Source organism: Pseudomonas sp. P7548, from assembly GCF_013386585.1.
In the GTDB taxonomy this organism is placed as follows: domain Bacteria; phylum Pseudomonadota; class Gammaproteobacteria; order Pseudomonadales; family Pseudomonadaceae; genus Aquipseudomonas.
Map to the genome: position 1 here is coordinate 22,345 of NZ_JACARO010000031.1, position 22,520 is coordinate 44,864.

Annotated in this window: 18 protein-coding genes and 1 pseudogene; 5 read left to right on the top strand and 14 right to left on the bottom strand. The window is 60.3% G+C overall.

Features of this window, described 5'->3' with window-relative positions; translation table 11 throughout:
- Nucleotides 1-28: 28 nt before the first annotated feature.
- Together HX803_RS13505 and HX803_RS13510 are read right to left on the bottom strand one after the other, a co-directional pair.
- Complete coding sequence (locus HX803_RS13505; protein ID WP_372339911.1) at nt 29-2,710, bottom strand: dermonecrotic toxin domain-containing protein; 2,682 nt, start codon at nt 2,708-2,710, stop codon at nt 29-31.
- Nucleotides 2,711-2,856: 146 nt separating this feature from the next.
- Nucleotides 2,857-3,705, bottom strand: a complete 849-nt coding sequence (locus HX803_RS13510) for a LysR family transcriptional regulator (RefSeq protein WP_178921207.1) — start codon at nt 3,703-3,705, stop codon at nt 2,857-2,859.
- 114 nt (nt 3,706-3,819) lie between these two features.
- Here HX803_RS13510 and HX803_RS13515 point away from each other — a divergent pair, with 114 nt between their 5' ends.
- Nucleotides 3,820-4,524, top strand: coding sequence for a haloacid dehalogenase type II (locus HX803_RS13515; protein WP_178921209.1), 705 nt, complete (start codon nt 3,820-3,822; stop codon nt 4,522-4,524).
- Nucleotides 4,525-4,526: 2 nt separating this feature from the next.
- Complete coding sequence (locus HX803_RS13520) at nt 4,527-5,315, top strand: aldolase (RefSeq protein WP_178921211.1); 789 nt, start codon at nt 4,527-4,529, stop codon at nt 5,313-5,315.
- A 104-nt stretch (nt 5,316-5,419) separates the two neighbouring features.
- Here the strand turns inward: HX803_RS13520 and HX803_RS13525 are convergent, their stop codons facing one another.
- Nucleotides 5,420-6,418 (bottom strand): succinylglutamate desuccinylase/aspartoacylase family protein, encoded by a 999-nt coding sequence (locus HX803_RS13525; RefSeq protein WP_178921213.1) that lies wholly within the window; start codon nt 6,416-6,418, stop codon nt 5,420-5,422.
- 91 nt (nt 6,419-6,509) lie between these two features.
- Between HX803_RS13525 and HX803_RS13530 the strand changes: the two are divergent.
- Nucleotides 6,510-7,049, top strand: a pseudogene (locus HX803_RS13530) (TetR/AcrR family transcriptional regulator); the annotation flags it as partial.
- On the opposite strand, the gene HX803_RS32715 reads toward HX803_RS13530, so the two are convergent.
- The 8 genes from HX803_RS32715 to HX803_RS13565 all read right to left on the bottom strand — a co-directional run bounded on the left by HX803_RS32715 (nt 7,005) and on the right by HX803_RS13565 (nt 15,398).
- Nucleotides 7,005-8,003 (bottom strand): DMT family transporter, encoded by a 999-nt coding sequence (locus HX803_RS32715; protein ID WP_256732849.1) that lies wholly within the window; start codon nt 8,001-8,003, stop codon nt 7,005-7,007. The pseudogene HX803_RS13530 and the gene HX803_RS32715 overlap by 45 nt on opposite strands.
- Nucleotides 8,000-8,698 (bottom strand): ABC transporter permease, encoded by a 699-nt coding sequence (locus tag HX803_RS13535; RefSeq protein ID WP_178921217.1) that lies wholly within the window; start codon nt 8,696-8,698, stop codon nt 8,000-8,002. The genes HX803_RS32715 and HX803_RS13535 overlap by 4 nt, the downstream gene beginning before the upstream one ends.
- A 7-nt stretch (nt 8,699-8,705) precedes the next feature.
- On the bottom strand, nt 8,706-9,410 hold the full coding sequence (locus HX803_RS13540; protein WP_178921219.1) for an ABC transporter permease: 705 nt from the start codon (nt 9,408-9,410) through the stop codon (nt 8,706-8,708).
- Nucleotides 9,410-10,264 (bottom strand): transporter substrate-binding domain-containing protein, encoded by an 855-nt coding sequence (locus tag HX803_RS13545; protein WP_178921221.1) that lies wholly within the window; start codon nt 10,262-10,264, stop codon nt 9,410-9,412. The genes HX803_RS13540 and HX803_RS13545 overlap by 1 nt, the downstream gene beginning before the upstream one ends.
- A gap of 24 nt (nt 10,265-10,288) precedes the next feature.
- Nucleotides 10,289-12,289 (bottom strand): aminotransferase class I/II-fold pyridoxal phosphate-dependent enzyme, encoded by a 2,001-nt coding sequence (locus HX803_RS32950; protein ID WP_178921223.1) that lies wholly within the window; start codon nt 12,287-12,289, stop codon nt 10,289-10,291.
- A gap of 284 nt (nt 12,290-12,573) precedes the next feature.
- Nucleotides 12,574-13,563: a hypothetical protein gene (locus tag HX803_RS13555; RefSeq protein WP_178921225.1), complete on the bottom strand. Its 990-nt coding sequence runs from the start codon at nt 13,561-13,563 to the stop codon at nt 12,574-12,576.
- A 33-nt stretch (nt 13,564-13,596) separates the two neighbouring features.
- Nucleotides 13,597-14,352, bottom strand: a complete 756-nt coding sequence (locus tag HX803_RS13560; protein ID WP_178921227.1) for a CDP-diacylglycerol diphosphatase — start codon at nt 14,350-14,352, stop codon at nt 13,597-13,599.
- 62 nt (nt 14,353-14,414) lie between these two features.
- Nucleotides 14,415-15,398 (bottom strand): aldo/keto reductase, encoded by a 984-nt coding sequence (locus tag HX803_RS13565; protein ID WP_178921228.1) that lies wholly within the window; start codon nt 15,396-15,398, stop codon nt 14,415-14,417.
- 112 nt (nt 15,399-15,510) lie between these two features.
- On the opposite strand from HX803_RS13565, the gene HX803_RS13570 reads away from it, so the two are divergent.
- Together HX803_RS13570 and HX803_RS13575 are read left to right on the top strand one after the other, a co-directional pair.
- Nucleotides 15,511-16,437 carry a LysR family transcriptional regulator gene (locus HX803_RS13570; RefSeq protein ID WP_178921230.1) on the top strand — a complete coding sequence of 309 codons (927 nt, stop codon included), beginning with the start codon at nt 15,511-15,513 and terminating at the stop codon, nt 16,435-16,437.
- Nucleotides 16,438-16,576: 139 nt separating this feature from the next.
- Nucleotides 16,577-21,421 (top strand): glycosyltransferase, encoded by a 4,845-nt coding sequence (locus HX803_RS13575; protein WP_256732850.1) that lies wholly within the window; start codon nt 16,577-16,579, stop codon nt 21,419-21,421.
- Here the strand turns inward: HX803_RS13575 and HX803_RS13580 are convergent.
- From HX803_RS13580 to HX803_RS13590, 3 genes are all read right to left on the bottom strand, one after another.
- Nucleotides 21,367-21,534, bottom strand: a complete 168-nt coding sequence (locus HX803_RS13580; protein WP_178921175.1) for a hypothetical protein — start codon at nt 21,532-21,534, stop codon at nt 21,367-21,369. The two genes, HX803_RS13575 and HX803_RS13580, sit on opposite strands and share 55 nt — an antisense overlap.
- Before the next feature lie 10 nt (nt 21,535-21,544).
- Complete coding sequence (locus tag HX803_RS13585; RefSeq protein WP_178921232.1) at nt 21,545-21,721, bottom strand: hypothetical protein; 177 nt, start codon at nt 21,719-21,721, stop codon at nt 21,545-21,547.
- 70 nt (nt 21,722-21,791) lie between these two features.
- The gene (locus HX803_RS13590) at nt 21,792-22,337 is read right to left on the bottom strand and encodes a hypothetical protein (RefSeq protein WP_178921234.1); all 546 of its coding nucleotides are present in this window, start codon (nt 22,335-22,337) and stop codon (nt 21,792-21,794) included.
- Nucleotides 22,338-22,520 lie beyond the last annotated feature (183 nt).

Below are 22,520 nucleotides of genomic sequence, written 5' to 3' on the forward strand. Positions count from 1 at the left end.
GCTGGCCAGCGAGCACCTTGGCAATATTTCATCCACCTACGGTGATCGGTTTATAGCGGAATAACCAGTATTTGAAATTCCCATTAAAGGGGTTGAAGGATGTTTCTTTTTGCTGCGTGAACTTTTTATTCTGCGCAAAGTTCTCGACAACGCCTTGGTTTGCCTTCGATGGATCGGTATATATATTCCGCGCCTTGTCGAACTCTCTCTGAATCACTTCAGGCGTCATACTGGTCGTGACTACGCCGTCATAGCCTTTGACGGGTTTTTTGACAATGCCGTGGAAGTGCGTAATGAAAGAATCCACTCCCTTGCTGCCCGAAGAGCACGCAAGCACTCGAAACCGATCATAGCTTTCAAGATCAATACCGTTCTCTACCAACTTCTGATGCAGCGTGATTGCAGCATTTTTCGTATCGGCGCCGTGCGTGCCTAGTTTTTTTCCATGCGCGAGTATATTCAGCCTTCTTTGCCCGCCTTTCGTGTAGTCCGTAAATACAAATACACCGTCATCAATTTTTCGCAAATCTTGCATGGTTTTCTTGATCGCTATAGGGGTGCCATTCGCAGCAGTGATCTCCGCAGGCGTGACGGACGCCTTGTTTTCATGGGTTGATACCTTGTCGCTTGGCACATTTTCAGTTTTGTCTCGCGCTTTGCTTTCGGGCTCATCTAAAGGTTTTCGTCTGCCGTTGTTATTTGGCCGTGCGGGCGGTTTTTCGGGGATGGGGTCGCGGGCACCTGAAAACGTTTTATAGGAGCCAGCAGTTCCTTTGGGCACTTCTGTGCTCGGAGGACTGCTTGCCAGTGAATAGCTGCCGCGTCGCTTGGCAAATCCTTTGACCAGCCGGCTACCTTGCTTTACCACGGGTTTGAGCAACTTGGTTATCCACGTTGTGGGAAGGAGCGAGAGCGCCAGGTCACCTGCGGCGTAGCCCATGTTTGCCACTGCGCCTCCACGCTCTGCCGCGGTGTGGCCATTGTTTGCCTGCCAGGCGGCAATAACGATTTGCGTCGGTGCCGTCAAAAATACGGCAGGCGGAAAAATAGTGCCCACCGCCCCTGCCAGCTTGGCAATTTTTTCCAAGAGCAGTTTGCGGTTTGACTTGATGACTTCATCCCCATCCGAGATAGCATCCCAGGCCTGTAGCTTGGTCAAGTTCTCAAACAGATTGCCCTCGATACGTGCGCTCGCTTGCCCATACATCACGACGGTAGGAAAGTATTTTTTCTCGTCAGCGATCATTTTCTTCAGGAGGGTACTTACACCGTCCTTGAAAGGGCCGTCACGCAAATAATATTTAGTGAAATGTTTTTCCAGTGCATTGCGCCCCTCTTCACTTTTTGCGACTTCAAATACCCATTTACGCATCGCGACATCGTCTTTGAACTCGAAAAAGGACTGTCCGTCGGCAGGCATGTACACCACCACACGCCCTGTGTCCTTATGCTTGAGCACCACAATATCCGACGAGCGATAATCACCGATTTGCAAGAGTGAACGGGCCACGTGTTTGCTGTCTGCCTGCCCAGGCGTGTTGAAGTCAGCGGCTTCAACCACCATGGCTAGCCCCTCTTTCGATAGGGTCCCCTCCGCCGCTTCAATGCCTGCACGCAGCGCATAGTTTTTTTCATGCAAAGCCTGCATGTTTCCCATGTTTTTTTGCCAAAACTCCTGTTGTGCCTTTCCGTACAATTTTGCCATATCACGATTACGTGCAATGGCTGACAAAAGGCCGGGATCGAGTTCGAGTTTGTTGGCAGGATCATATTTGGGATTGGCGGGGTCTGCCGTGAAGATGACAGTTTGTCCGCCACTCACACGGTCATCCGACCAAGGGTCATTATCGGCAATTGCTTGTGTCAACGACTTAGGTTGACTGGTGGGTTTGTGATCGCCGATCACGTAACCCTTCGGTTTGAATCCAAGTTTTTCATATTCAGGGTCTTCTTCGCTGAAGTGCTGGATAAAAACGCGATCAGGATCAATGTCCAACACTTGCGGGCCATTTATTGTCGTGAAGTCTTTAATCTCTTTGCGAACGCGTTCGGCCACCACCTTTTGAGGGGTGGGGTATTCCTTGTCCATCTGTTCAGCTAAATCCAATAGTGTTTGAGCGGCTTCGTCGACGCCCCCGCCTGTTGAAGGGGCGTTGGCAGGACTTTCATTTACCTTGCCGGAAACAGTTTCACTGGTTTCGCGTTTTTTCCTGGGCGCCGTTAGTTGATACCGGTTGTCGACAGGCTCACGACTAACGTCAGTATCGGCATCGCGGCCGGCCATTGCATTTTTATCATTGACGCCAAATCGCTCGGGATCACGGGCCAGTGTTTTCAACCCACTGTTCATTTCCCGCGTATCGTTAAACAAATGGAATGGGTGTCCCTGATTTTCCGGTAAATAAAGCACGATGTTCACACCAGAAGAATCATGCGGTATACGCTCGATCAAGAGCCCTTCTTTGGCGACAGCCAAAGTCTTCACCTGAACGTTTGGCAGTCCTTTCTGCCCCGGAAACAACACCCCTTCAACCATGCTATGGACGTCAGGTGACATTCTCCCACTGTTCAACTCCTTAACCATATCAGCTCTGAGTTTTTCCCTTGCGCTATTGGGGGCGTGAGCGCTATGACGGGTTTGTACGGTACCAGGTGCCACAGTCGGAGCAGGGTTGACTCGGTTGGACGCGTTAGCAAGTGCAGTGGTCATAAGTCAGCAAAGTCACATTTTGGTTGACGAAAGAATTACCTGGCACCGCAGGATCTCTTCATTGGTGCTGTCACCTCTGTGTTACTTCGGTGTATGAAATTGTTCCAATCACAACCACAACATTTTGTTTCGGATATCTGGCGAGACTAGATCACAGGTAATGAAAGCTCTGCGCGCAGACACTCGATCAACCCCCGGTGGGTAGTACTCAATCGTTCTGCGCCACTGACCAATGCCAGTTCCGAAGGTGGTACGGGCGGCAGTTCCGTGCAGATACGGTGGCTGGGCAGCACAGCGTTTTTCGGCAAGATACTGATCCCCAGGCCAGACGTTACCGCCGCCTGTATCCCGGTGAGGCTGTGGCTGCCAAAGGCCACGCGCCAACTGCGCCGCGCCTTGTCCAGCGTTCGAATGGCGCGTTGGCGGTAGATGCAACCCTGGGGAAACAACGCCAGTGGCAGCGTTTCAGCGCGCAGATCCTGCCCAGCACCACACACCCACACCAACGGCTCCGGCCAACTGGCATGGCACTCGCCGCTGCCGACTTCGCGCTTGACCAAGGCAATGTCGATTTCGCCGGTCTCCAGTTGCCGGCGCAGGTCGGTACTCATGCCACTGACCGTTTCCAGTCGCGCTTCCGGGCGTGCACGAACAAATCCGGAAAGGATCGAGGCCATGCGCGTCGCGTCGAAGTCCTCCGGCACGCCTAACCTGACGGGCACCACGTTGGCTTCGGTATTCAACGCATCCCGCGCTTCGAGGGACAGGTTCAACAGGCGGCGGGCGTAATGGGTCAGCAATTCGCCGTGCTCGGTGGGGCTGACTTGCTGGCCGGAGCGATCACGCACCAGCAATGCGTGCCCGACGCTCTCTTCCAGCTTGCGGATCTGTTGGCTGACCGTGGACTGGGTGCGATGCACCCGCTCGGCGGCGCGGGTGAAGCTGCCTTCGTCCACGACACAGACCAGGGTTTGCAGCAGTTCCAGATCAAACATGGCGACGGCCTTCATATCGACTATACAAATGTGATGCAGAGGTTAATTTAATTTCCAACTGACAGCCAGGGTTTCTATGCTGTCTCTATCGCTCACGACCCCACAGGTGACCCCATGCCGCTCGAACACTCCCCCCGCCCGCTCTGGCTGACCTTTGACTGCTACGGCACGTTGATCCAATGGGATGAAGGCCTGCGCGCCGCTGTCGACCGTATTCTCGATGCCAAGGGTGACCACCAGGTGGACCGCGAGACACTGATCAGCGTCTACGACCACCACGAACACGCCCTGGAACAAACGCCACCCCATCGCAGCTTCCGCACCATGGCCGGGCTGGGATTGCAGTTGGCGCTCAAAGAGCTAGGCCTGAGCGCCAGCCCTGACGATGCAGCCATCCTGACCGACAGCATCGGTGCCATGCCGCCGTTCCCCGAGGTGCTGGGCACACTGAATCAGTTAAAGCAGCAGGGTTACAAACTCTGCATCGTCTCCAATACCGACGATGACGTGATTGCGGGCAATGTCGCGCAACTGGGTGGGCATATCGATCGGGTGATCACCGCGCAGCAGGCAGGGGCCTATAAGCCGGATCGCCGCTTGTTCGACCATGCCCATGCGCAACTCGGGGTGAGCCTCGACCAGGTGGTGCACATCTGCGCCAGCCCGCACCTGGACCACGCTGCCGCACGGGATATCGGCTTTCGGTGCGTGTGGATCGACCGTGGTACCGGCCGCCAACTGCTCGCCGACTACACGCCGGACGCAACCCTGTCGACCCTCGACGGCGTGCCCGAGTTGTTCAAGTCCTTGGGGTGGTAACCATGGCCCACACCTTTACACCCACATCGCTCGGCCCCCGCGCCGGGCGCTTCAACCTCGACACGATTGCCGCCATCGAAGCCCGGGTGGAACTCGCCGCCTGCCTGCAATTGGCGGCGCTGCATGGCCTGGAAGAAGGTATCTGCAATCACTTTTCGGCCACGGTGCCGGGGCATGACGGTTTGTTCTTCGTCAACCCGTTCGGCTATGCCTTCGAGGAAATCACCGCGTCGCATTTGCTGGTATGTGATTTCGCCGGCAACGTGATCGATGGCGACGGTACGCCGGAAGCCACTGCGTTCTACATCCACGCCCAACTGCACCAGCAACAGCCGCGCATCAAGGCGGCGTTCCATACCCATATGCCCAATGCGACCGCGCTGTGCCTGCTGCAAGGCCCACCGCTGCTGTGGCTGGGGCAGACCTCGTTGAAATTCTACGGGCGTACGGCGGTGGATGAGCACTACAACGGCCTGGCCCTGGACAACCGCGAGGGGCTGCGGATCGCCCAAGCGCTCGGCAACGCCGATATCCTGTTCCTGAAAAACCATGGGGTGATGGTGGTCGCGCCGAACATCGCCGAAGCCTGGGACGACCTGTACTACCTGGAGCGTGCAGCCGAGGTGCAACTGAAAGCCATGGCCAGCGGGCAACCCTTGCTGCCGATTGACCCGACGGTGGCACAACAGGCCTACGTGCAAATGCGCGAAGGCGACCCAGCGAGCGCCAGGGCCCACCTCGACAGCGCCATGCGCCGCCTAAAACGCACAGGCTCCCCCTACGACCAATGACCTGTAGTGAGCGGGCTCGCCCCGCGCGGCGGTGTGTCAGGTAAATATCAGTGGGCTGGCACGCCGCGGCGCGGGGCAAGCCCGCTCACTACAAGTTGGGGGTATCAGGGGTCCAGCGGGCCGCCGTTGTAGCCCTCGGATAGTCGCGTTCCCGTGAATTTTGCAACCACCGAACCCTGGGCCACCAGGCGCTCACGGTGACCGGTGACCATGCGCCCGGTTTGGGCGGCGTAGAGCATCACTTCTGAAGACGGGTCGCCTGGACGTCCGATAATCCGTGCAACGCGCTGGCCTTCCTCGACGTAATCACCCAGACCGATTTCAAGCACCAGCACGCCAGCACTGGGCGCCAAAAGGGTTTCCATACACCCCATGTCCACGGCTTCCCCTTGCCATTCGGCGATAGCGGCCACTTCATCGATCACGCCGTTGATGCACAGCCACGCCCAGATTCCATCAGCGTCCTGCTTGGCCAGCGCGTCGCTGACATCCGCCTGGCCGCGCAACTCGACAGTGGCCGCCAAGCGCGGCGAGCCGTGTTGGATGATGGCTTCTTCAAACGCGCCGTCGCCGCCTTCATCCCACACGATCACCACCTCGGCGCGCAATGCCGCCGCCAGCGCCAGGCCGTGTTCCGGCCAGAAGCTGCGGTGGATATACAGGTACGGCAGCGCTTCATCGTCGGTGTGCAGGTCCAGCACCAGGTCGGCGTCCTGCGCCAATTGCACCAGGCTTTTTTGCCACTGTGCGAGGGTGTTGGCGGGGCGTGCCTGGGCCAGCGAATGGTCGAAGCCACGGTTGAAATTCTGCCCGGTGGCCTCATGAAAACGCCCGAGCAATTTGCCCTGGCGAAACTGGCTGATGCCAAACGGGTTGGCCTGGGGCACCACCGTCACCGTCCCGCGCAGACGGCCCTGGTTCTGGCAAGCCTGCAAGCGTGGCAGTAACTGGTGCAGCACCAGCATCCCAGCGATTTCATCGGCATGCACGCCCGCTTGCAGGTGCACCCGGGGCCCGCTGTCGTCGCCTTCGAACTGCCAGGCGCCGATGTGCAACGGGTTGCCGGCGTCACCGGTCACCTGCCACGAAAGGTCTTTTGCCATGCCTTGCCCTCCTCTGATGATTTAAACGCTAGAGATTGAACAGATGTTCAACTAACCTTTGGCACTCTGGTGTTTCTTCAAGGGCATTCCCGTGACCGTCGACCCTCCCAAATTGCGCCGTGCCGACCCCGACGAACGCCGGGACCTGCTGATTGCCGCCACCCTCACCAGCCTCGGCCGCGATGGCCACGCGGGCATTTCCGTACGGCGTATCGCCGCCGAAGCCGGGGTGTCGGTGGGCTTGCTCAACCACCATTTCGGCAGCATCGATGCGCTGATCGCCGAGACCTACCACAAGCTGGCCAACGAGCTGACCACCGCGCTCTGGGAGCAAGTGGAACAGGTCGAAGGCGCCGCCGCGCGCCTGGATGCGTTTCTCAGCGCATCCTTTTCACCTCGGGTGATGGACCCGGACCTGCTCGGCGTGTGGGTGGTGTTCTGGAGTCTGATCCGTCACTCGCCTCACGTGAACCAGTCCCACGAAAACAGCTACCGCGCCTACCTGGCGTTGATCCAGCAACTGCTCGACGACCTGGCCCGCGCCGAGCAGTTGGTCATCCACGACAGCCACCTGGCCGCCATCGGCCTATCGGCGATGCTCGACGGGCTCTGGCTCGAGGGGTGTCTCAACCCCGGCACCTTCAGCCCCGCCAACGGGCTGCACATCTGCCGCTGCTGGGTACAGGGGCTGCGTCACGGAGCATTCGGCGCCGACCACGTCTTGTGATTCCGGGTGGCGCGCACTGAGCATGGCCAGGGTGCCGCTGACCGCGATCAAGACCGCGCCGACGATCAGCGAGGCGTCCATCGAGGTGCCCCAGACCAGGCTCGACAACAGAAACGCCCAGATCAGCCCGGTGTATTCGAACGGTGCCAGTAAGGTCGCCGTGGCGCGCCGGAAGCTGGCAAACAACAGGAACTGGCCGATACCGCCGACCAACCCCGCCGCGAGCATGCCCAGCCAGGACGGTGTGGGCGCTGGGGTGTGGGTCCAGGGCAAGGTCACCGCCATGCAGATCACAAAAACGACGTTGGTGATCAGCATCTGCTCCAGCACCGAGGTGGTCGGGTCGACCTGGCGCAATTGGATGTACGTGAACGCCCAGCAAAGGGCAGCGGCCAAGGTCAGGGCAATCGGCAGCGGGTCGACCATGTTGCTTGGGCGACAGGCGATCATTACGCCGACAAAGCCAATGATCAGCGAGATCCACTGGCCGCGACTGGCGCGCTCCTTGAGAATCAGCGCTGCCAGCAAGGTGACCATGATCGGCGCCGAGAAATACAAGGTGGTCATTTCCGCCAGGGTCAGGTCCTTGGCGGCGGTGTAATACAGCAACCACGCCAGCAACGACAGCAAGCCACGCACGACCAGCAATTTACGGCTGACCGAGGTCCAGGCCCGCCGCAGCAAGCCCAGGCGCCCGGCGATCACACAGGCGGCAACCACCACCAGGCTGCGCCAGAACAGGATGGTGAACACCGAATAATCGGCCACCAGCCACTTGATCACCGCGTCCTGCAACGCCAGGAACGCGTAGGCCAGGGAGCACAGGGCAATCCCTTGCAGCGAGCGGTCCTTGGTCATCCCGCCGACCTGCGCAGCGGCGTGCCGCGCCGTTCGGCGATGGCGTAGACGCCTTCGATCAGGAACGTCAGGCACAGGTACACCCCGGCCACCAGCAGCAGCGGTTGATAGATCTGCAGGGTCTGTGCACGCACCACGTTCGCCGCGCCGAGCAGGTCCACCACGGCAATCGTCGACGCCAGCGCAGTGGATTTGAGCAGCATCACCGTTTCACCGGCCAAGGTCGGCAGCAACAAGCGCATCGCCCGTGGCAGGCGCACCCGCAGCAAGGCCTGGCGTGGCGTCATGCCGAAGGCCGAGGCGGCTTCCATCTCACCCTTGGGCACCGCCAGCAGGCCACCGCGAATCACCTCCCCCACATAGGCGCCCACCGACAGCACCAGGGCAAACACGATGTACCAGTAGCCGTCGCGCAGGAACGGCCACAGGAAGCTGCCGCGAATCATCGGGAACTGGGCGAACAGACTGCCCAGGCCGTAATAGAAGATGTAGATCTGGATCAGCAACGGTGTGCCCCGCAGCACGCTGGTGTAGGCCAGCGCACTGCGGGCCAGCCACTTGCGCCGCGACAAGCGCGCCAGTGCCACCAGCACCGCCAGGGCAAAGCCGAGCACCGCCGACATCACCAGCAGCGACAAGGTTGTCTGCAAGCCTTTGGCGATCAACCCCGCGTAGTAACTTATCCACTCAGGCATGGGCCCCTCACTCGACAACCGGCATCCAGCGACGAATACGTCGCTCCAGGCGCCCGGACAGGTAGTTGGAAGCCAGCGTCACCAGGTAATACAAGGCGGCGGCCGTGAGGTAGAACAGCAGGTATTGGCGGGTGGAACCCGCCGCCTGCTTGGCGGTGTAGAGCAACTCGTTGGTGCCGACCACGCTGATCAGGGCACTGTCCTTGATCAGGTTGATCCACAGGTTAGACATGCCCGCCAAGGCGTAAGGCGCCATGATCGGCAACGTCACCCGACGGAACAGGCCAAAGCCGCTCAAGCCAAAGGCCCGCGCCGCTTCGATCTGGCCATGGGGAATGGCCAGGATCGCCGCGCGGAAAATCTCCGAGGCATACGCGCCCTGCACCAACCCCAACACCAGGATCGCCACCAGCGGCCCGCTGATATTCAACTGCTCGAAGCCCAGGCTGACAATCAACGCATTCAGGCCCATGGCGCCGGCGTAATACAGCAGCAGAATCAGCAGCAGTTCCGGCACCGCCCGAAACACCGTGGTGTAGCCGCGCATCAGCATTGCAATCGGGCGTGGGGCGCTGAGTTTGGCGCACGCCACCACCAGCCCGATCAGCAACCCCACGGCAAAGGCGCCGGCGGAGATTTGCAGGGTCATCCATAACCCCTTGAGCAGCGCGTTACCCCACCCTTGTTCGCCGAAGCTTAAAAGGTCGAACATTATTCGCTCTTCTGGGCGATTTGCTGGTAAGGGCTGTCACAGGTCTTGCTGACAAACGCAGGGGTATCAGTGCGTTTACACGGGCTGACCGACAGGCCGAAGTAGTGCTGGGACAGGTCGTCATAGTCCTTGCTCACCAGCAGCTCGCCGATGGCCTTGTCCAGGCGTGCCTTGAGCGCGGTGTCTTCCTTGCGCAAGCCGGCACCGACGCCACGGCCGATGATCGGGTCGTAGGGCACGCTGGCGATGTGGGCCAGGCCGCTGGCTTCCGGGGTCTTGACCATCATGGCGATGGCGGTGTCATCGGCCATCATGTAGTCGATGCGCCCGGCGATCAGGTCGGCGTTGGCCGACTCCTGGGTGTCGTAGTACTTCAGGTCGGCGATGTTCTCGTAGTACTTCTTCAGGTAGTTGGCGCTGACCGTGGAGATCTGCACGCCGATCAACTTGCCCTTCAGGCCTTCAGGCGTGATGTCCACGGTGGCGCCCTTGGGCCCTGCCACGCCCAGCAGCGAGTCGTAATAAGCGCGGCTGAAGGCGATCTGTTTTTCGCGCTCGTCGGTCACCGACATCGACGAAAAAATCACGTCGATTTTCTTCGCCAACAGCGACGGGATGATGCCGTCCCACGCCACTTCCTTGATCTGGCACTCGGCTTTCATGCCCTCGCACAGCTTGTGGATCAGGTCTACTTCAAACCCCGACCACTGGCCATTGCCGCCTTTTACCGTGAACGGCGGGTAAGGTTCGGCCGCCACCGCGAACACAATGGGTTTTTCCGCAGCCCAGGTAAAACCTGCGGCCAACATCAACACTGCACTGCCCAACCACGTTGCCATGCGTTTGCATTTCATGAGTTGCCCCGTCTTTTTATGGAGTTAGCGAGTTTGATGCGCGTTGACGAACTGCCGGCAACGCTCACTGCGTGGGTCGATAAACACCGAGTCCGGCGAGCCGGTTTCCTCGATCATGCCTTGGTGCAGAAAAGCCACTTTGGACGACACATCCCGGGCGAAGGCCATTTCATGGGTGACCAGGATCATGGTGCGGCCTTCTTCGGCCAGAGAGCGGATAACGCGCAACACTTCGCCCACCAGTTCCGGGTCGAGGGCTGAAGTGGGTTCGTCGAACAGCATGACTTTGGGGCGCATCGCCAGCGCACGGGCAATCGCCACCCGCTGCTGCTGCCCGCCGGAGAGAAACGCCGGGTATTCATTGCGCTTGGCGGCCAGCCCCACGCGGTCGAGCAAGGCTTCGGCGCGCTCGATGGCTTCGGCCCGGCTTTCGCGCAGCACCTGGGTGGGCGCCTCGATCAGGTTTTCGAGCACAGTGCGATGGGGCCACAGGTTGAAGTTCTGGAACACCATGCCCAGGGTCGAGCGGATGCGCACCAGTTGCTTGGCATCCGCCACCAGCGGTGCGCCGGGGCGGCCGTAGTTGAGCTTGATGCTCTCACCGTCTACGTGAATGCTGCCCTGGTCGGGCACTTCGAGCATGTTGATGCAGCGCAGCAAGGTGCTTTTGCCCGAGCCACTGGCGCCGATCAGGGAAATCACATCGCCTTCGTTTGCGGTCAGGGAAATGCCCTTGAGCACTTCGATATTGCCGAAGCGCTTATGCAGATCGACCACCTCGATCATCTTTTTGACCTCGGCCGGTTGCACCACTTCAATCTTTGCGACGGGCGCCGGCGCGATCCGTGGCTCGCCCGCCAGTCGGCCGACAAAGCCAGCAATGCGCTGGCACGCCTCGGCCAGGCGCTCATCGCCCAGGGTGAACGACAGCCGCACAAAGCCTTGGGCAGGTTCACCAAAGGCCGCCGCATCGAGCACCGAGACCCCGGCCTCGCGGAACAATCGCCAGGCAAAATCCAGCGAACTCAAGCCCGTGCCGCGCACATCCACCAGCACAAACATGCCGGCCTGGGGCGCCTGCACCTTGATCCCCGGGCAAGCACTCAGGCCGGCTACCACCAGGTCACGTCGGCGGCGATAGATCTCGCGCATGCCGACGGTCACTTCATCATGGGCCAGCACGGCGGCCGCAGCGGCTTCCATCACAAACCCGGGCAGGCCATAGAGCATGCTCAGCACCAGGGTTTCGGCATGGGCGACCATCGGCGGCGCGGCGATGATCCAGCCGATACGCCAGCCGGTCATCGCGTGGGACTTGGACAGGCTGCCGATCACGATGCAGCGCTCTTCCATGCCAGCCAGCGCGGCGAGGCTGTGGTATTGGCCGTCGAACACCAGGCTTTCGTAGACCTCATCCACCACCACCCACAGGTCATGGGCGATGGCCAGGTCGGCAATCACTTGCAGTTCCTGGGGGTTGAGCACCACGCCGGTGGGGTTGTTCGGGTTGGAAAAGAAGATCGCCCGGGTGCGCGGGGTGATTGCAGCGGCGAGTGCCAGCGGGTCCAGGCGGAATCCCGACTCCGGCGAGCACGGCACGCGCACCAGGGTTGCGCCACTGGCCTTGAGCGTGGCTTCGTAGGTGACGTACATCGGGTCGAGTACCAGCACTTCATCCCCGGCCTGCAACAGGCACAGGGAGCTGATGAACAATGCGTTCTGGGCGCCGGGCACGATGATCACATTATCGGCCGCCAATGAGCGGCCCAGCGTCTGGCTGTAGCGTCGAGCCACGGCATCGCGCAAGGACGTACGGCCGGGGATTTCGGTGTAGTGGGTGTCGCCGTCGCGCAGTGCGCTGACGGCCGCGTCGGTGATGAACGAAGGCGTGGCAAAATCGGGATCGCCGACGCTGAGGATGATGATGTCTTCGCCCTGGCTGGCGGCGTGGAACGCGGCGTGGTGAATGTCCCAGGCGGCAACGCCCTGCCCTGCAATTCGCTCAACGAAGGGGGAAAACCGCATGCCAGAGCCTCTCGTTCAAGAAGAAAAAGCGCGAACCCGTTTGCAGGCAAACGGGTGGATGCGGTCAACATAGTTCAAACTGAACAGTCGTTCAATGGCTAAATTTGAGCGGGTGTCGTTTATCGAGCAAAGAGGTCGTGAATGAAAATTTTCAGGTAGGTGAGATTCAAATGTGGGAGCGGGCTTGCTCGCGAATGCGGAGTGTCAGTCACTGAATATGTTGACTGACCCAACGCATTCGCGGGCAAGCCCGCTCCCACAATAGACCCTGTTTTACGGTGAGATCAGCGGGCTTTCAGGCCGATGGTGCCGGCGGACTGGTCGTACAGCACCGCGTTATCGAAATACGTCAGCAAGCCGGCATTGATCCCGTGGAAGTTGTGTTCGCCCTGGGCGGTGATGTAGCGCACATAGCGCCCGCCGCCGTTATCCACTTTGAAGTGCTGGCCCATCTGGCTGCCGTCCCCCAGCGTCAGGCTGAAATGCGCCGGGGTGCCCACCGGCCAGTTGGCTTGCAGTGCATCGGCATAGATATGAAAACCCGCCGCGCCGGTGTCCAGGATGCTGTTGCCGCACACCTGCTGGTGGGTGTCCAGACGCTGCAGGCAACCTTGCACGCCGTGGTCTTTCCAGTAGGCGCTGGCATCCCCGGGTTTCACCGCAAAACGTTGCAGGCTGAGGGTGCGAAAGCCCTGGGTCTCCGCCGCCGTGGGGTTGAGGATCAACTGCCCGGTGCTCTGCCCGGGCCGAGGCAGTACCACCAACCAGCGGCCGCCCATGGCCACCAGCGGGTTGGTCGCGGGGTTGCGCAACATGCCAACGCCCATGATCGCCTTGAAGCCCTCGCCCCGCTCGGGGTTGCCGCCCATGAGAAAGTCCTTGGCGGACACTTTGGAGGCCGGGCATTTAGGCCGTGCATCGCTGCAACTGATGCTGTCCACCAGTTGCAGCGGCACGTGTGCCGTGGCAGTGCCCAGGCTGACCGTGGCCAGTGCCAGCTTGCCGTTCAGGCGCACGCCGCTGCCATACTGAATCGCCGCCGGCACGTTCTGCGCCACGGCATCCTGGGGCTTCAACACGCCGGGCAGTACGCGCAATCCCACCGAGCCGGTGTCGAATTGGGTTTCCACCGGCGTGCCGCCAATCTTCAAGGTGACGCTGTAGCGCAAATCACCATTGGCCATGGTGGCGCTGTGAATCGGGATCACTTCTCGGGTAGCCGCTTGGGCCACACCCACAGACAGGAACAGGCAAGCCAACACAGTCAAGCGCATGGAGGTAGGTCCGAATCAGGTCAAAGGGGGGGCTTACAACTGGGTCATCAGGTCACAGCGATAATCTTGCAGCTCACCGGCCGAACCCAAATTCAGTTCGGTGAGCGCCAGGTGCGTGCTCAACAGCACAAAGCTGCCGTCGGCGCGGGGCGTCATCAGCAGGCTGTAGTGGCTCATCGAGCTGCCCTGGGCCTCGACGTAATCGTGCAACAGCGCCATCGGGTCGAGCACCTCGGCATCGGTTGCCGACAACGTGCGGGCGCTGTAGGTATGCCCCATCAGCGGCCTCGGCAACACCTGCCACTGTTCATCCAGTGCTTTGCCTTGCTGGCTCAAGGCGACAAACACCTCGGGTCGTAGGCAAGCGATGTGCACGTGCAACTGGTTCTGCGAGCGGCCAAAACGCGAGTTGATCGCCACGGAGACGAAGGCGTCCGGGATTGGCTTTTTCAGGCCGTCGGATAACGCCGCGCGGTGCTTCCAGGCCTGAGTAAAATAATGCGGCAACAGCTGGCGCCCCAGGGCGGGGTCTTCAATGCCGGTGACTTTGTCCACGGGAATCAGCAAGTCATGCAACGGGCCGTTGCGATCCTTGAGCAGCGCATAACCCCGGTCCAGGTCCACCGCCAGGCACGGGTCGGGCTTGTGCTGCTGTTGCTGGTCGGGAACGCATTGCTGGCTGACGATGTGCCACAGGGCATTAGGATCACCGCGCCATTTCAGGGCGCCTGCCACTAACAGCCCACAGAGCAAACCACCAGCGATCGTGAATAGGGTGCCGCGCTTCATGCAAAAACCTCAACGTACGGGGATGTCATTTTTTGTTGTCGCTGACATCCCTGTCGTAAGGGTTAACGCTTGGCGGGGGCCATAAATTCCGGCCCGATCGGATCTTTTATCGTGCTGGCCAGAATACGGTCGATATGTGTCAGGTCATCGGCGGTCAGGTGCCAGCCAAACGCCTCTTCATAGCCCTTGAGTTGCTCCGGTCGGCGTGCGCCCCAGAGCGCGATGGTCGGCCCTTGATCCAGCACCCAGCGCAACGCCAGCGCCAGTATCGACTTGCCGTGACACTCGCGGGCGTACACCTCCAGCGCGCCGACGGCGGCCAGGTATTGTTCGAAACGCGGCGCCTTGAATTTGGGGTCGATCCTGCGCACATCGTCGCCACCAAAGCTGGTGGCCGAATGCATGCTGCCGGTCAGCAGCCCCCGGCACAGCGAGCCGTAGGCCAATACCACCAGCCCGTGGTTCTTGGCATACGGCAGGATGTCGCTGTCGATGGCGCGCTCGAACAGGTTGTAGGGCGGTTGCACGGTGGCCAGCGCGGTGTAGCGGCTGAAGTCATCCATCTGCGCCGGTGAATAGTTGCTCACCCCCACGGCGAGGATCTTGCCCTCGCGGCGCAGGCGCTCCAGCTCATCGGCGGTTTCTTCCTGGGCCACCAGGGGGTCAGGCCAGTGGATCTGATACAGGTCGATGTAGTCGGTTTCCAGGCGCACCAGAGAGTCTTCGACTTCCTTGCGGATGCGCTGGGCCGTGGCGTTGCGGCGCGTGGTGCCGTCATCCCACTGCAGGCCGGCCTTGGTGGCGATCACCGCCGTGTGGCGCACGCCGCGCAAGGCCTTGCCGATCAGCTCTTCGGACAAGCCGAAGCCATACACCGGTGCCGTGTCGATCAAGTTGATGCCGCTGGCCAGGGCGTGGCGAAGGGTCTTGATCGACAGCTCATTGTCCGAGCCGCCCCACAGACGGCCACCCATGGCCCAGGTACCGAGGGCGATCCTTGACACGGCCTTGTCGATACCGGGGATCTTGAGGGTTTCGATACTCATAAAAAATCACGCTGCCCATAGCAATACTTTGAAAAGCAATTACTCTAGGTCATCCCGGGTTGAATAGGGCTCAACGCCGCATACAACCGAATTCTCCTAAAAAAGTCTTGATATGGCCGCTTTTAACCGCTCCGAACTCGCCGATCTCAATGTGTTCATGGCCATCATCCGGCGCCGCAGTTTTCGTCACGCCGCGCACGAACTGGGCGTGACCACCTCGGCGTTGAGCCACACCATGCGCAACCTCGAAACCCGCCTGGGCGTGAAATTGCTCTACCGCAGCAGCCGCGCCGTCGAGCCCACCGACGCCGGTAACCTGCTCGCGGAAAAACTCAGCCAGGGTTTCGCCACGATCCAGGACGGCCTCGATACCTTGGAGCTGTACCGCGAAGCGCCGATCGGCCGCCTGCGCCTGAATGTGCCTCGGGATGCTGCCGTGCTGTTGCTGGCGCCGATCCTCGGCGAATTCACGCAAGCCTACCCGCAACTGCGCCTGGACCTGATCGTGCAGGACCAGATGATCGACATTATCGCCGAGGGCTACGATGCCGGTATCCGTTACGGCGCCACCGTGCCCCAGGACATGGTGGCCGTGCCGTTGACCGGCGAGTTGCGCTGGATCATGGTCGCCTCCCCCGCATACCTTGCCCGTCATGGGGCACCCCGCGAACCCAAAGACCTGCTGCAGCACGCCTGCATCCGCATGTACCTGGGCGACAAGACCACCTACAAATGGGAGCTGGGTAACGGCGCGCGCCAGCAACGCATCGATGTGCCGGGGCATTTCAGCGCGGCGGACACCGAGACCATCGTCAACGCTGCACTGCAGGGCGTGGGGATTGCCTACTGTTTGTCCAACCGTGTCGAACAGGAACTCAAGGACGGCCGCCTGGTGGAGGTGATGCCAGACTGGGCCTGCCTGGGTGATCCGTTGTGCATGTACTACCCCAGCCGCCGCCAATCGCAGCCAGGGTTGCGGCAGTTGATGGACATGATCCGGATGAAAACCATTGGTTCGCAATTGATCAACGTGCAGTGAGCCGGGGCCGACAGAAACGGCAACGAAACAGACGCCGACAATAGGAATCATCTGAAAGCTTTGTGACACACAGGTTGACTCGCCAGGCCGCCAGCGCCTCGACGACCTACCTGTCAATCACATGAAGAGCCACTTCACGATGATCAATTCCCGCAGTGTGAATACCCTCCACAAAATGCCCGCCGAAACGCTCCAGGTGCAGCCTGCACGGCAGCGACGCGCGGTGGATGCACCTCATCAGTCAGCCTCAACGCTTCTTCCCATTCCCGCCGGTTCGGTCTTTGGACAATGGTGGAGCCAACTGGGACAGGCCTTCGAGTCTCCGGATGTGCAGCAGTGGATACAGGACAAGGGCATCAACCCCGACTCGATAAAAATCAATCCCGCCTCCGGACAAATTGCTTTCACGGTCAAAGCCGAGCGCGGGCAACCCATCCATACCCTGGGCCTCGATGACCCAGGCTGGGCAGCCGTCAGCGGTCCGATCCTGAATGCGGGCCGAGTCATTGCACCCGGCGGTCCCTCCCCCGCGTTTTCCCCACCGCTGTCAGCGAGGAGCAACACCGCCCCCTTCAAGGTGATGACGCATTTTTACAAGACGTCGCCATTCTTTTCAGTTCAACACAACAGCCGCAGTGAACAACAACTGGAGGCACAACAGGCGCAATTGGCCGATATCCGCAACCGATACCAGGCTGCCTATGATTTACGGCACTTGGCTGGGTTCGTCAGAGAGGGCACCCGGGATCAGCTGCAAATAGCCCATGAACTGGAGACCCGTGTCGTGTATGTAGACAACGCCGGCACCTACAGGCCGGCTAACGCGGGCGACCACAACAGCGTGAGCCTCAAGCAGTTCATCGAGGACCATGGCTGGAAAATCCCCACCACCCTTGATCAACTGGATAACCTGGTCGACGCTTTGCTGGCCCCTGCCCCCAAGCCCGCCGAGAACGGCAACTACGGCGGTGCGCGGGCCTGGCCCACGCCCCTGGATGCTGTGAGCGAGCAACAGTTGCGCAGCGATCTCCAGCAGGGCAGGCTCGGCGGGATTGACCTGGCCCCGTTCAACAACGTGCTGGACTATTTGCTCAATGGCAGCCCCGTACTGCCTGAGCACATCGCCAATCCCCGCGGCCTGATCGATCGCCTGATCGCGTCGCCCAGAGGGCAGGCACTGGGCCAGGCGATCCAGGCCCAATTCGAGGCCCGCGCGGTCAAAGGCAGTATCAACGACTGGCTGTTGGCGGCCCTGAGCCTGGACCTCTCGGCGTCGACTGAGGCGGCTCCGGAGGCTACACAACTGCGGATCGCGGGCTACACGTTGTTGTCTGCCAGTAACGCGGGCAAGACCGCTGCAGCGGTTATGCAGGAGTTGACAGCCGCGCTGGCAAAAGCAGGCAAAGGCTTGTCACCTGAACAAGCCGCGATCCAAGCCACCTTGATGCTTGCCAGCCGAGCACCGGAATTTCTGGTCAAGGACCTACCGCAAGACCTGGTGTTGGGCACCCACAGTTGGGTGAGTTTTGCCACCGCGGTTGCCCGTATCGAAGCGAGCGCCCCTGGGGCGACGGCGGCGATGACCTACGCCCAACTCATGACCCGGGCGAGCATCGCGCCCGTATCCGACGATGAAGCGCGCATCGAGTTTGAAGCCCAGAGCGCAGCGCTCAAGGACTGGGCCGTTGCCAACGGCCTGCCCTACCCCGTCACCCACGCTGCAATGACACGTGTACGCGAAGCGTTTGCAGCGCAGGTCAGCCAGCTCGAGAAAGCCTCGCACGCCTCCACGGCGAAGCTGCCGACAGCCAGGGACATGGCACTGGAGCAATTGAAAAAAGCCTTGCCCGACGTGGCCCCAAAGCACTTCGACGAAAAATGCATCCGTGTAGAACCCTCCAACCGCTATTTCCCCGGCCCTTACTCGATCCTGGACTTGTACATCGATGGCCGGGGCCTCCTGAACGCACCGAGCTCCGCGGATAACTGGGGTGAATCGGGCAGAGACGCGCTACGCGCTATCACACTCGGGCTCGTCGATCTGCCGGGTGATGGCAGGCCGGGCACCTGGGTTTCTTCATCGAGTGGGTTTGACATCCAAGCGCTCTTGCCAACACTCAAACAGCTGCCGCGCCTGCCCACCGCGTTCGATGAAGCTTTCTCGGCCTATTCCGAGGCGGTCAAGACGGCCACCGCCGCGCACATCAAAAACATGGTGGCGAAACTGCCCTTGGCAGACCGTCAGCATTTCGAATTCGGAGAAATCACCCTTGCCAGGGAAACCCATTTCGAATGGGGCGGCGTCCTTGCCAGTGAACGCGACAAAGAAACTGAAGGCCGCCTGCTGATCAAGATCAAACGCGATGGCCAGGTCCACACCTACCAACTGGACCGCCTGAAAGGCACTATCACCCAACGCCCTGACCTGGGCGACTTCAAAACCGGCGAGCCTTATTACAAAGAGTCGCGCCCCTTCAATGCATACAAGATCGTCACCCCCGAAGGCCAGTACCCCACCGGGCTGGCGGACGAATCCAAGGGCGCAAGCGGTGTCCCCGACAGCTTCGGCAGCGCGAGAACGGCCTACCTTGCGGACGCGGTTCTCCAGGATATGGACTTGCCCGGCTTGAAAAAGGCGGCGCGGGGCCAGACGACCTTCGATACTGAAGTGCCCACCCATGAAAAGGCCGCACAGTTCGGCCTGAACCTCATTCCGTTCAGGTCCGCGATCGTCAATTTCCAGAACGGCAATGTTGCTCAGGGCCTGGGGGATCTGTCGTGGGATGTATTCGGTTTTCTCGTCGGTTTTGGTACAGCGATCAAAGGGGCGAAAGCGGCGGCAACCGGGCTTGGCGCACTGGCCAAGGCCGGCCATGCCCTCAAGATCGTCGGGCGTGCGGCGGTGGGCGCACTGAACCCGGCGGGTGGGCTGGATGACCTGGCGCGTGGAGTGGTCAACGGCACCGCGCGCGTGTTCAAGGCTGGGTACCGGGGGCTGCGGTATCTGAGGACACAGCGCAGCGTCGACCTGCTGGCGTTGGCCAAAAGGCCGGATATCGCCGAAGGCAGCTACAAGGCAATCAATGCCACGGCTGAAAGCAAAGCCTTGGCCACATTCGATGAGGCTACAGGCCAGTGGTATGCCGTTGACCCACATACACGGCAAGCCTACGGCAAACCGCTGGATAACTTCGTCGCAGAGGCGACGACTACCGGTGCCTCTGACAGCTTGCGAGCGATCGGCAGCGCGGATGAGACCCTGACTGCCAGCCAACACCATGGCCTGGCGGCCAGTGGTACCTTCAAGGAGGGGCTAGAAACGGTCGAAAGCACGGCCGTGATGTTCCAGGGCAACTGGCATCGGTATGACGCGCTCAAGAAACAGCCTTTCGGCCCGCCCCTGAAAGACTTCACGCCAAGCCGGGTAGCCACCGGCGGCGAAGTCCGGCCGCTGGACGCAACACTGCGCGGTTATGAAGCCCAGTACATTGCCACGGGCGAACTATCGGCCACCGGTTTGCAAGGCAACGTCTATAAGGGCCGCAGCGGGAAGGAATACGTGAAGGTCGATGGGGTGCTGTATGAGTCCCGGCTCAAGGACGGCCAGCGCATCATCCGGCACCCCAAGGGCACGGGGGCCGATATTCCCATCAGGGATCTGGGTACCTCGGGCTGGGAACCCTCGGCCAGGTCTGCACGGTTACTGGGAGGCACCAGCGAGTTAACGTCGCCCTGGAGGTTGGGGGACAGCACCTACGTGGTGCCCATGGATGACATTAAGGTCGTGGAAAACTCAATCACGCCGTACACGCTCAACTACAAGGGCGTCGACCAGAACGTTGTCTTCGACAGTGCGGCAGGCGCCTGGAAAGAAGCCAGCCTCGCGCCGGGGGCGGATGCGCTCAACCCTGCGTACTTCTGGCGCAGCGCCAAGGGCAAATGGCAGCGAGGCCCCTTCAGCGAGTTCATAAAGGCCAGGAAAGCCCAGACACATCACTATAAGTTTGTTGACGTCACGCCTTCGGCAGCCATAAGCCTGCTAAAGGCGGTGAAACCAGTCCCCAAGAACCTTCACTACTTCTGGGCCGGCCAGGAAATCCCTCCCAAGCTGATGGATAACCTGGTCAACAACGCAAACAAAGCCCCTGGCTATACCTCCATCCTGCACGTGGACGCGGACAGCCCAGCCATTTTCCAGCAGATAAAACAGAAACTGGAAAGCAGGGTTCCAGGTACCCAGGTGAAAAACCTTCACGAGGATGACGTATTCAAGCAGTTGAAAACCGGCGGCATGTACGACTATTTCCGAGCAGGGCAAGGCAAGAACCTGGCCGCTGCCTCCGACGTTGCGCGGTATCCCATCGCCAATAAATACGGGGGGTTCTATCTCGATACGGATGATGTCATCCAGACAAAGGTCGGGGCGGATGCAGTGAATGCGGGCGCCAATGATGTACTGCTCAACCAGCCGGTGGGCCAGAACCTGACAGGCTACAAACTGTTCTATAACACCAGTAATTTCGGCACGCACGCAGGCAATCCAGTCATTACCGACCTGATCACCGAGATGAAACAGCGCTTCGTTGCCAACAAGCCGTACTTCCAGGCGAACCGGCCGACAATAACCAGAGCCCCAAATGGCCAAGTCCTATATACCCCTGAATTCCAGGCCTATGAACGCAAGGTCTTTGAAACGGTTGGACCGACCCTGTTCAACGACAACCTGAAACTGAAACGACCTGATATGTATGACCTTGGTTTCGATGGCAAAACCAGGGAATACCACGCAGTCAACGGCGGCCTGGTGCCCCATGGACCCAAAGTCAATGTCGAGCACGATATACGTCAATCCTATATCCGAAGCGGTATTGTCCCGCCTGACACCCTGGGCATGCAGCTGGACAAACTGAAGAAACACTACTTCCCGCTTCAGTACAAACTCAACGTCAGGATTGGCGCCGAACACTCCTGGATCGAGTCCTGATCCAGGCTGCCGTCCTTAAGCGGCACCTCTGCGTCATCCATCAACGACCCCGGGTCTTCATTGCCGGGGTCGTTGAGTTCTTCTTCCGGCGCGTCTTCCCGTTCTTCTGACATGACCTTCTCCCTAACCCCCTTGGGTATCGATATCGGCATCGGTTTCAGGCTTGGGCTCGCGCTCGGGCTTGAAGTCTGGACTGTAGTCGTTTTCCCGCGCCTTGGGGTCTTTGGCCTTGGGGTCTGCGTTCAGCGCCGGGTCTTTGGGGGCGTCTGCGCCCGTCGCGGGTTGTTTGTGTGTGCTCATGGTTTACCTCTGCATCGTTATTGCCTGCGTAAAGTTAAGGTCACGTTCCCAGCGACGAAGTTCCATTTGTCTAGGAACCGGGGTTGTCTACCTGGATGTAGAACGCGTAAGCCCCCAGCAATAGCCAGAACACCATGAACAGCCACGGCGCACGCATGGAAAACAGCAGCGACTTGCGGTAGCCCTTGTGGGAGGACTCGGTCTCGCAGAACAGCGGCGAATCATCGTAGGCCAGGCCCATCACTGGCTCGCTGCGCAGCAGTTCACTTTGCTTGTAGTGCCAGTGGTCGATGATTTCGTACGCCGCGCGGATCCCCGGCCAGGCGTTCAATGAGCTGAGAATGCCGAGCATCACCAGGAACACCGGCACCACCAGAGTGAACAACTTGCCCCACTCCGGGTTGAGGTTGCCCATGCCGGACACGAACGCGATGACCAGGAACGATTGCGCCGTGAGGTAGGCGTCGGTGCGGTTGGCCAGGATGGTGGTTTCGTACTGGATCTCGCGGCGGTAGAAATCCAGGCGATCCTTGGGCGAGCCGAAGATCTTGGCGTTGTGTTCGCTGTGATCGGTCAGCGCCGCCTCCGGCGTATGGGGCGAAATGATTCTGGGCACGGCCATGCTCCACACAGGTTCGAATCCCCTTAGAAGAAACGGGCCCGGGCGAAGTTCAAGTTTGTTCGTGCACCAATCGAGAGCACGGAGTGCACTGTAGTGAGCGAGCCTGCTCGCGCCGGGCTGCGCAGCGCCCCCCCATAAAACGGGAGCGCTGCGCACTCCAGCGCGGGACAAGCCCGC

Coding starts and splice junctions, on each gene's coding strand:
- HX803_RS13520 (WP_178921211.1), top strand. CDS start 4,527: ATGGCCCACACCTTTACACCCACATCGCTCGGCCCCCGCGCCGGGCGC.
- HX803_RS13575 (WP_256732850.1), top strand. CDS start 16,577: ATGATCAATTCCCGCAGTGTGAATACCCTCCACAAAATGCCCGCCGAA.
- HX803_RS13540 (WP_178921219.1), bottom strand. CDS start 9,410: ATGTTCGACCTTTTAAGCTTCGGCGAACAAGGGTGGGGTAACGCGCTG.
- HX803_RS13560 (WP_178921227.1), bottom strand. CDS start 14,352: ATGAAGCGCGGCACCCTATTCACGATCGCTGGTGGTTTGCTCTGTGGG.
- HX803_RS13585 (WP_178921232.1), bottom strand. CDS start 21,721: ATGAGCACACACAAACAACCCGCGACGGGCGCAGACGCCCCCAAAGAC.
- HX803_RS13510 (WP_178921207.1), bottom strand. CDS start 3,705: ATGTTTGATCTGGAACTGCTGCAAACCCTGGTCTGTGTCGTGGACGAA.
- HX803_RS32950 (WP_178921223.1), bottom strand. CDS start 12,289: ATGCGGTTTTCCCCCTTCGTTGAGCGAATTGCAGGGCAGGGCGTTGCC.
- HX803_RS13570 (WP_178921230.1), top strand. CDS start 15,511: ATGGCCGCTTTTAACCGCTCCGAACTCGCCGATCTCAATGTGTTCATG.
- HX803_RS13545 (WP_178921221.1), bottom strand. CDS start 10,264: ATGAAATGCAAACGCATGGCAACGTGGTTGGGCAGTGCAGTGTTGATG.
- HX803_RS13525 (WP_178921213.1), bottom strand. CDS start 6,418: ATGGCAAAAGACCTTTCGTGGCAGGTGACCGGTGACGCCGGCAACCCG.
- HX803_RS13535 (WP_178921217.1), bottom strand. CDS start 8,698: ATGCCTGAGTGGATAAGTTACTACGCGGGGTTGATCGCCAAAGGCTTG.
- HX803_RS32715 (WP_256732849.1), bottom strand. CDS start 8,003: ATGACCAAGGACCGCTCGCTGCAAGGGATTGCCCTGTGCTCCCTGGCC.
- HX803_RS13555 (WP_178921225.1), bottom strand. CDS start 13,563: ATGCGCTTGACTGTGTTGGCTTGCCTGTTCCTGTCTGTGGGTGTGGCC.
- HX803_RS13505 (WP_372339911.1), bottom strand. CDS start 2,710: ATGACCACTGCACTTGCTAACGCGTCCAACCGAGTCAACCCTGCTCCG.
- HX803_RS13565 (WP_178921228.1), bottom strand. CDS start 15,398: ATGAGTATCGAAACCCTCAAGATCCCCGGTATCGACAAGGCCGTGTCA.
- HX803_RS13580 (WP_178921175.1), bottom strand. CDS start 21,534: ATGTCAGAAGAACGGGAAGACGCGCCGGAAGAAGAACTCAACGACCCC.
- HX803_RS13515 (WP_178921209.1), top strand. CDS start 3,820: ATGCCGCTCGAACACTCCCCCCGCCCGCTCTGGCTGACCTTTGACTGC.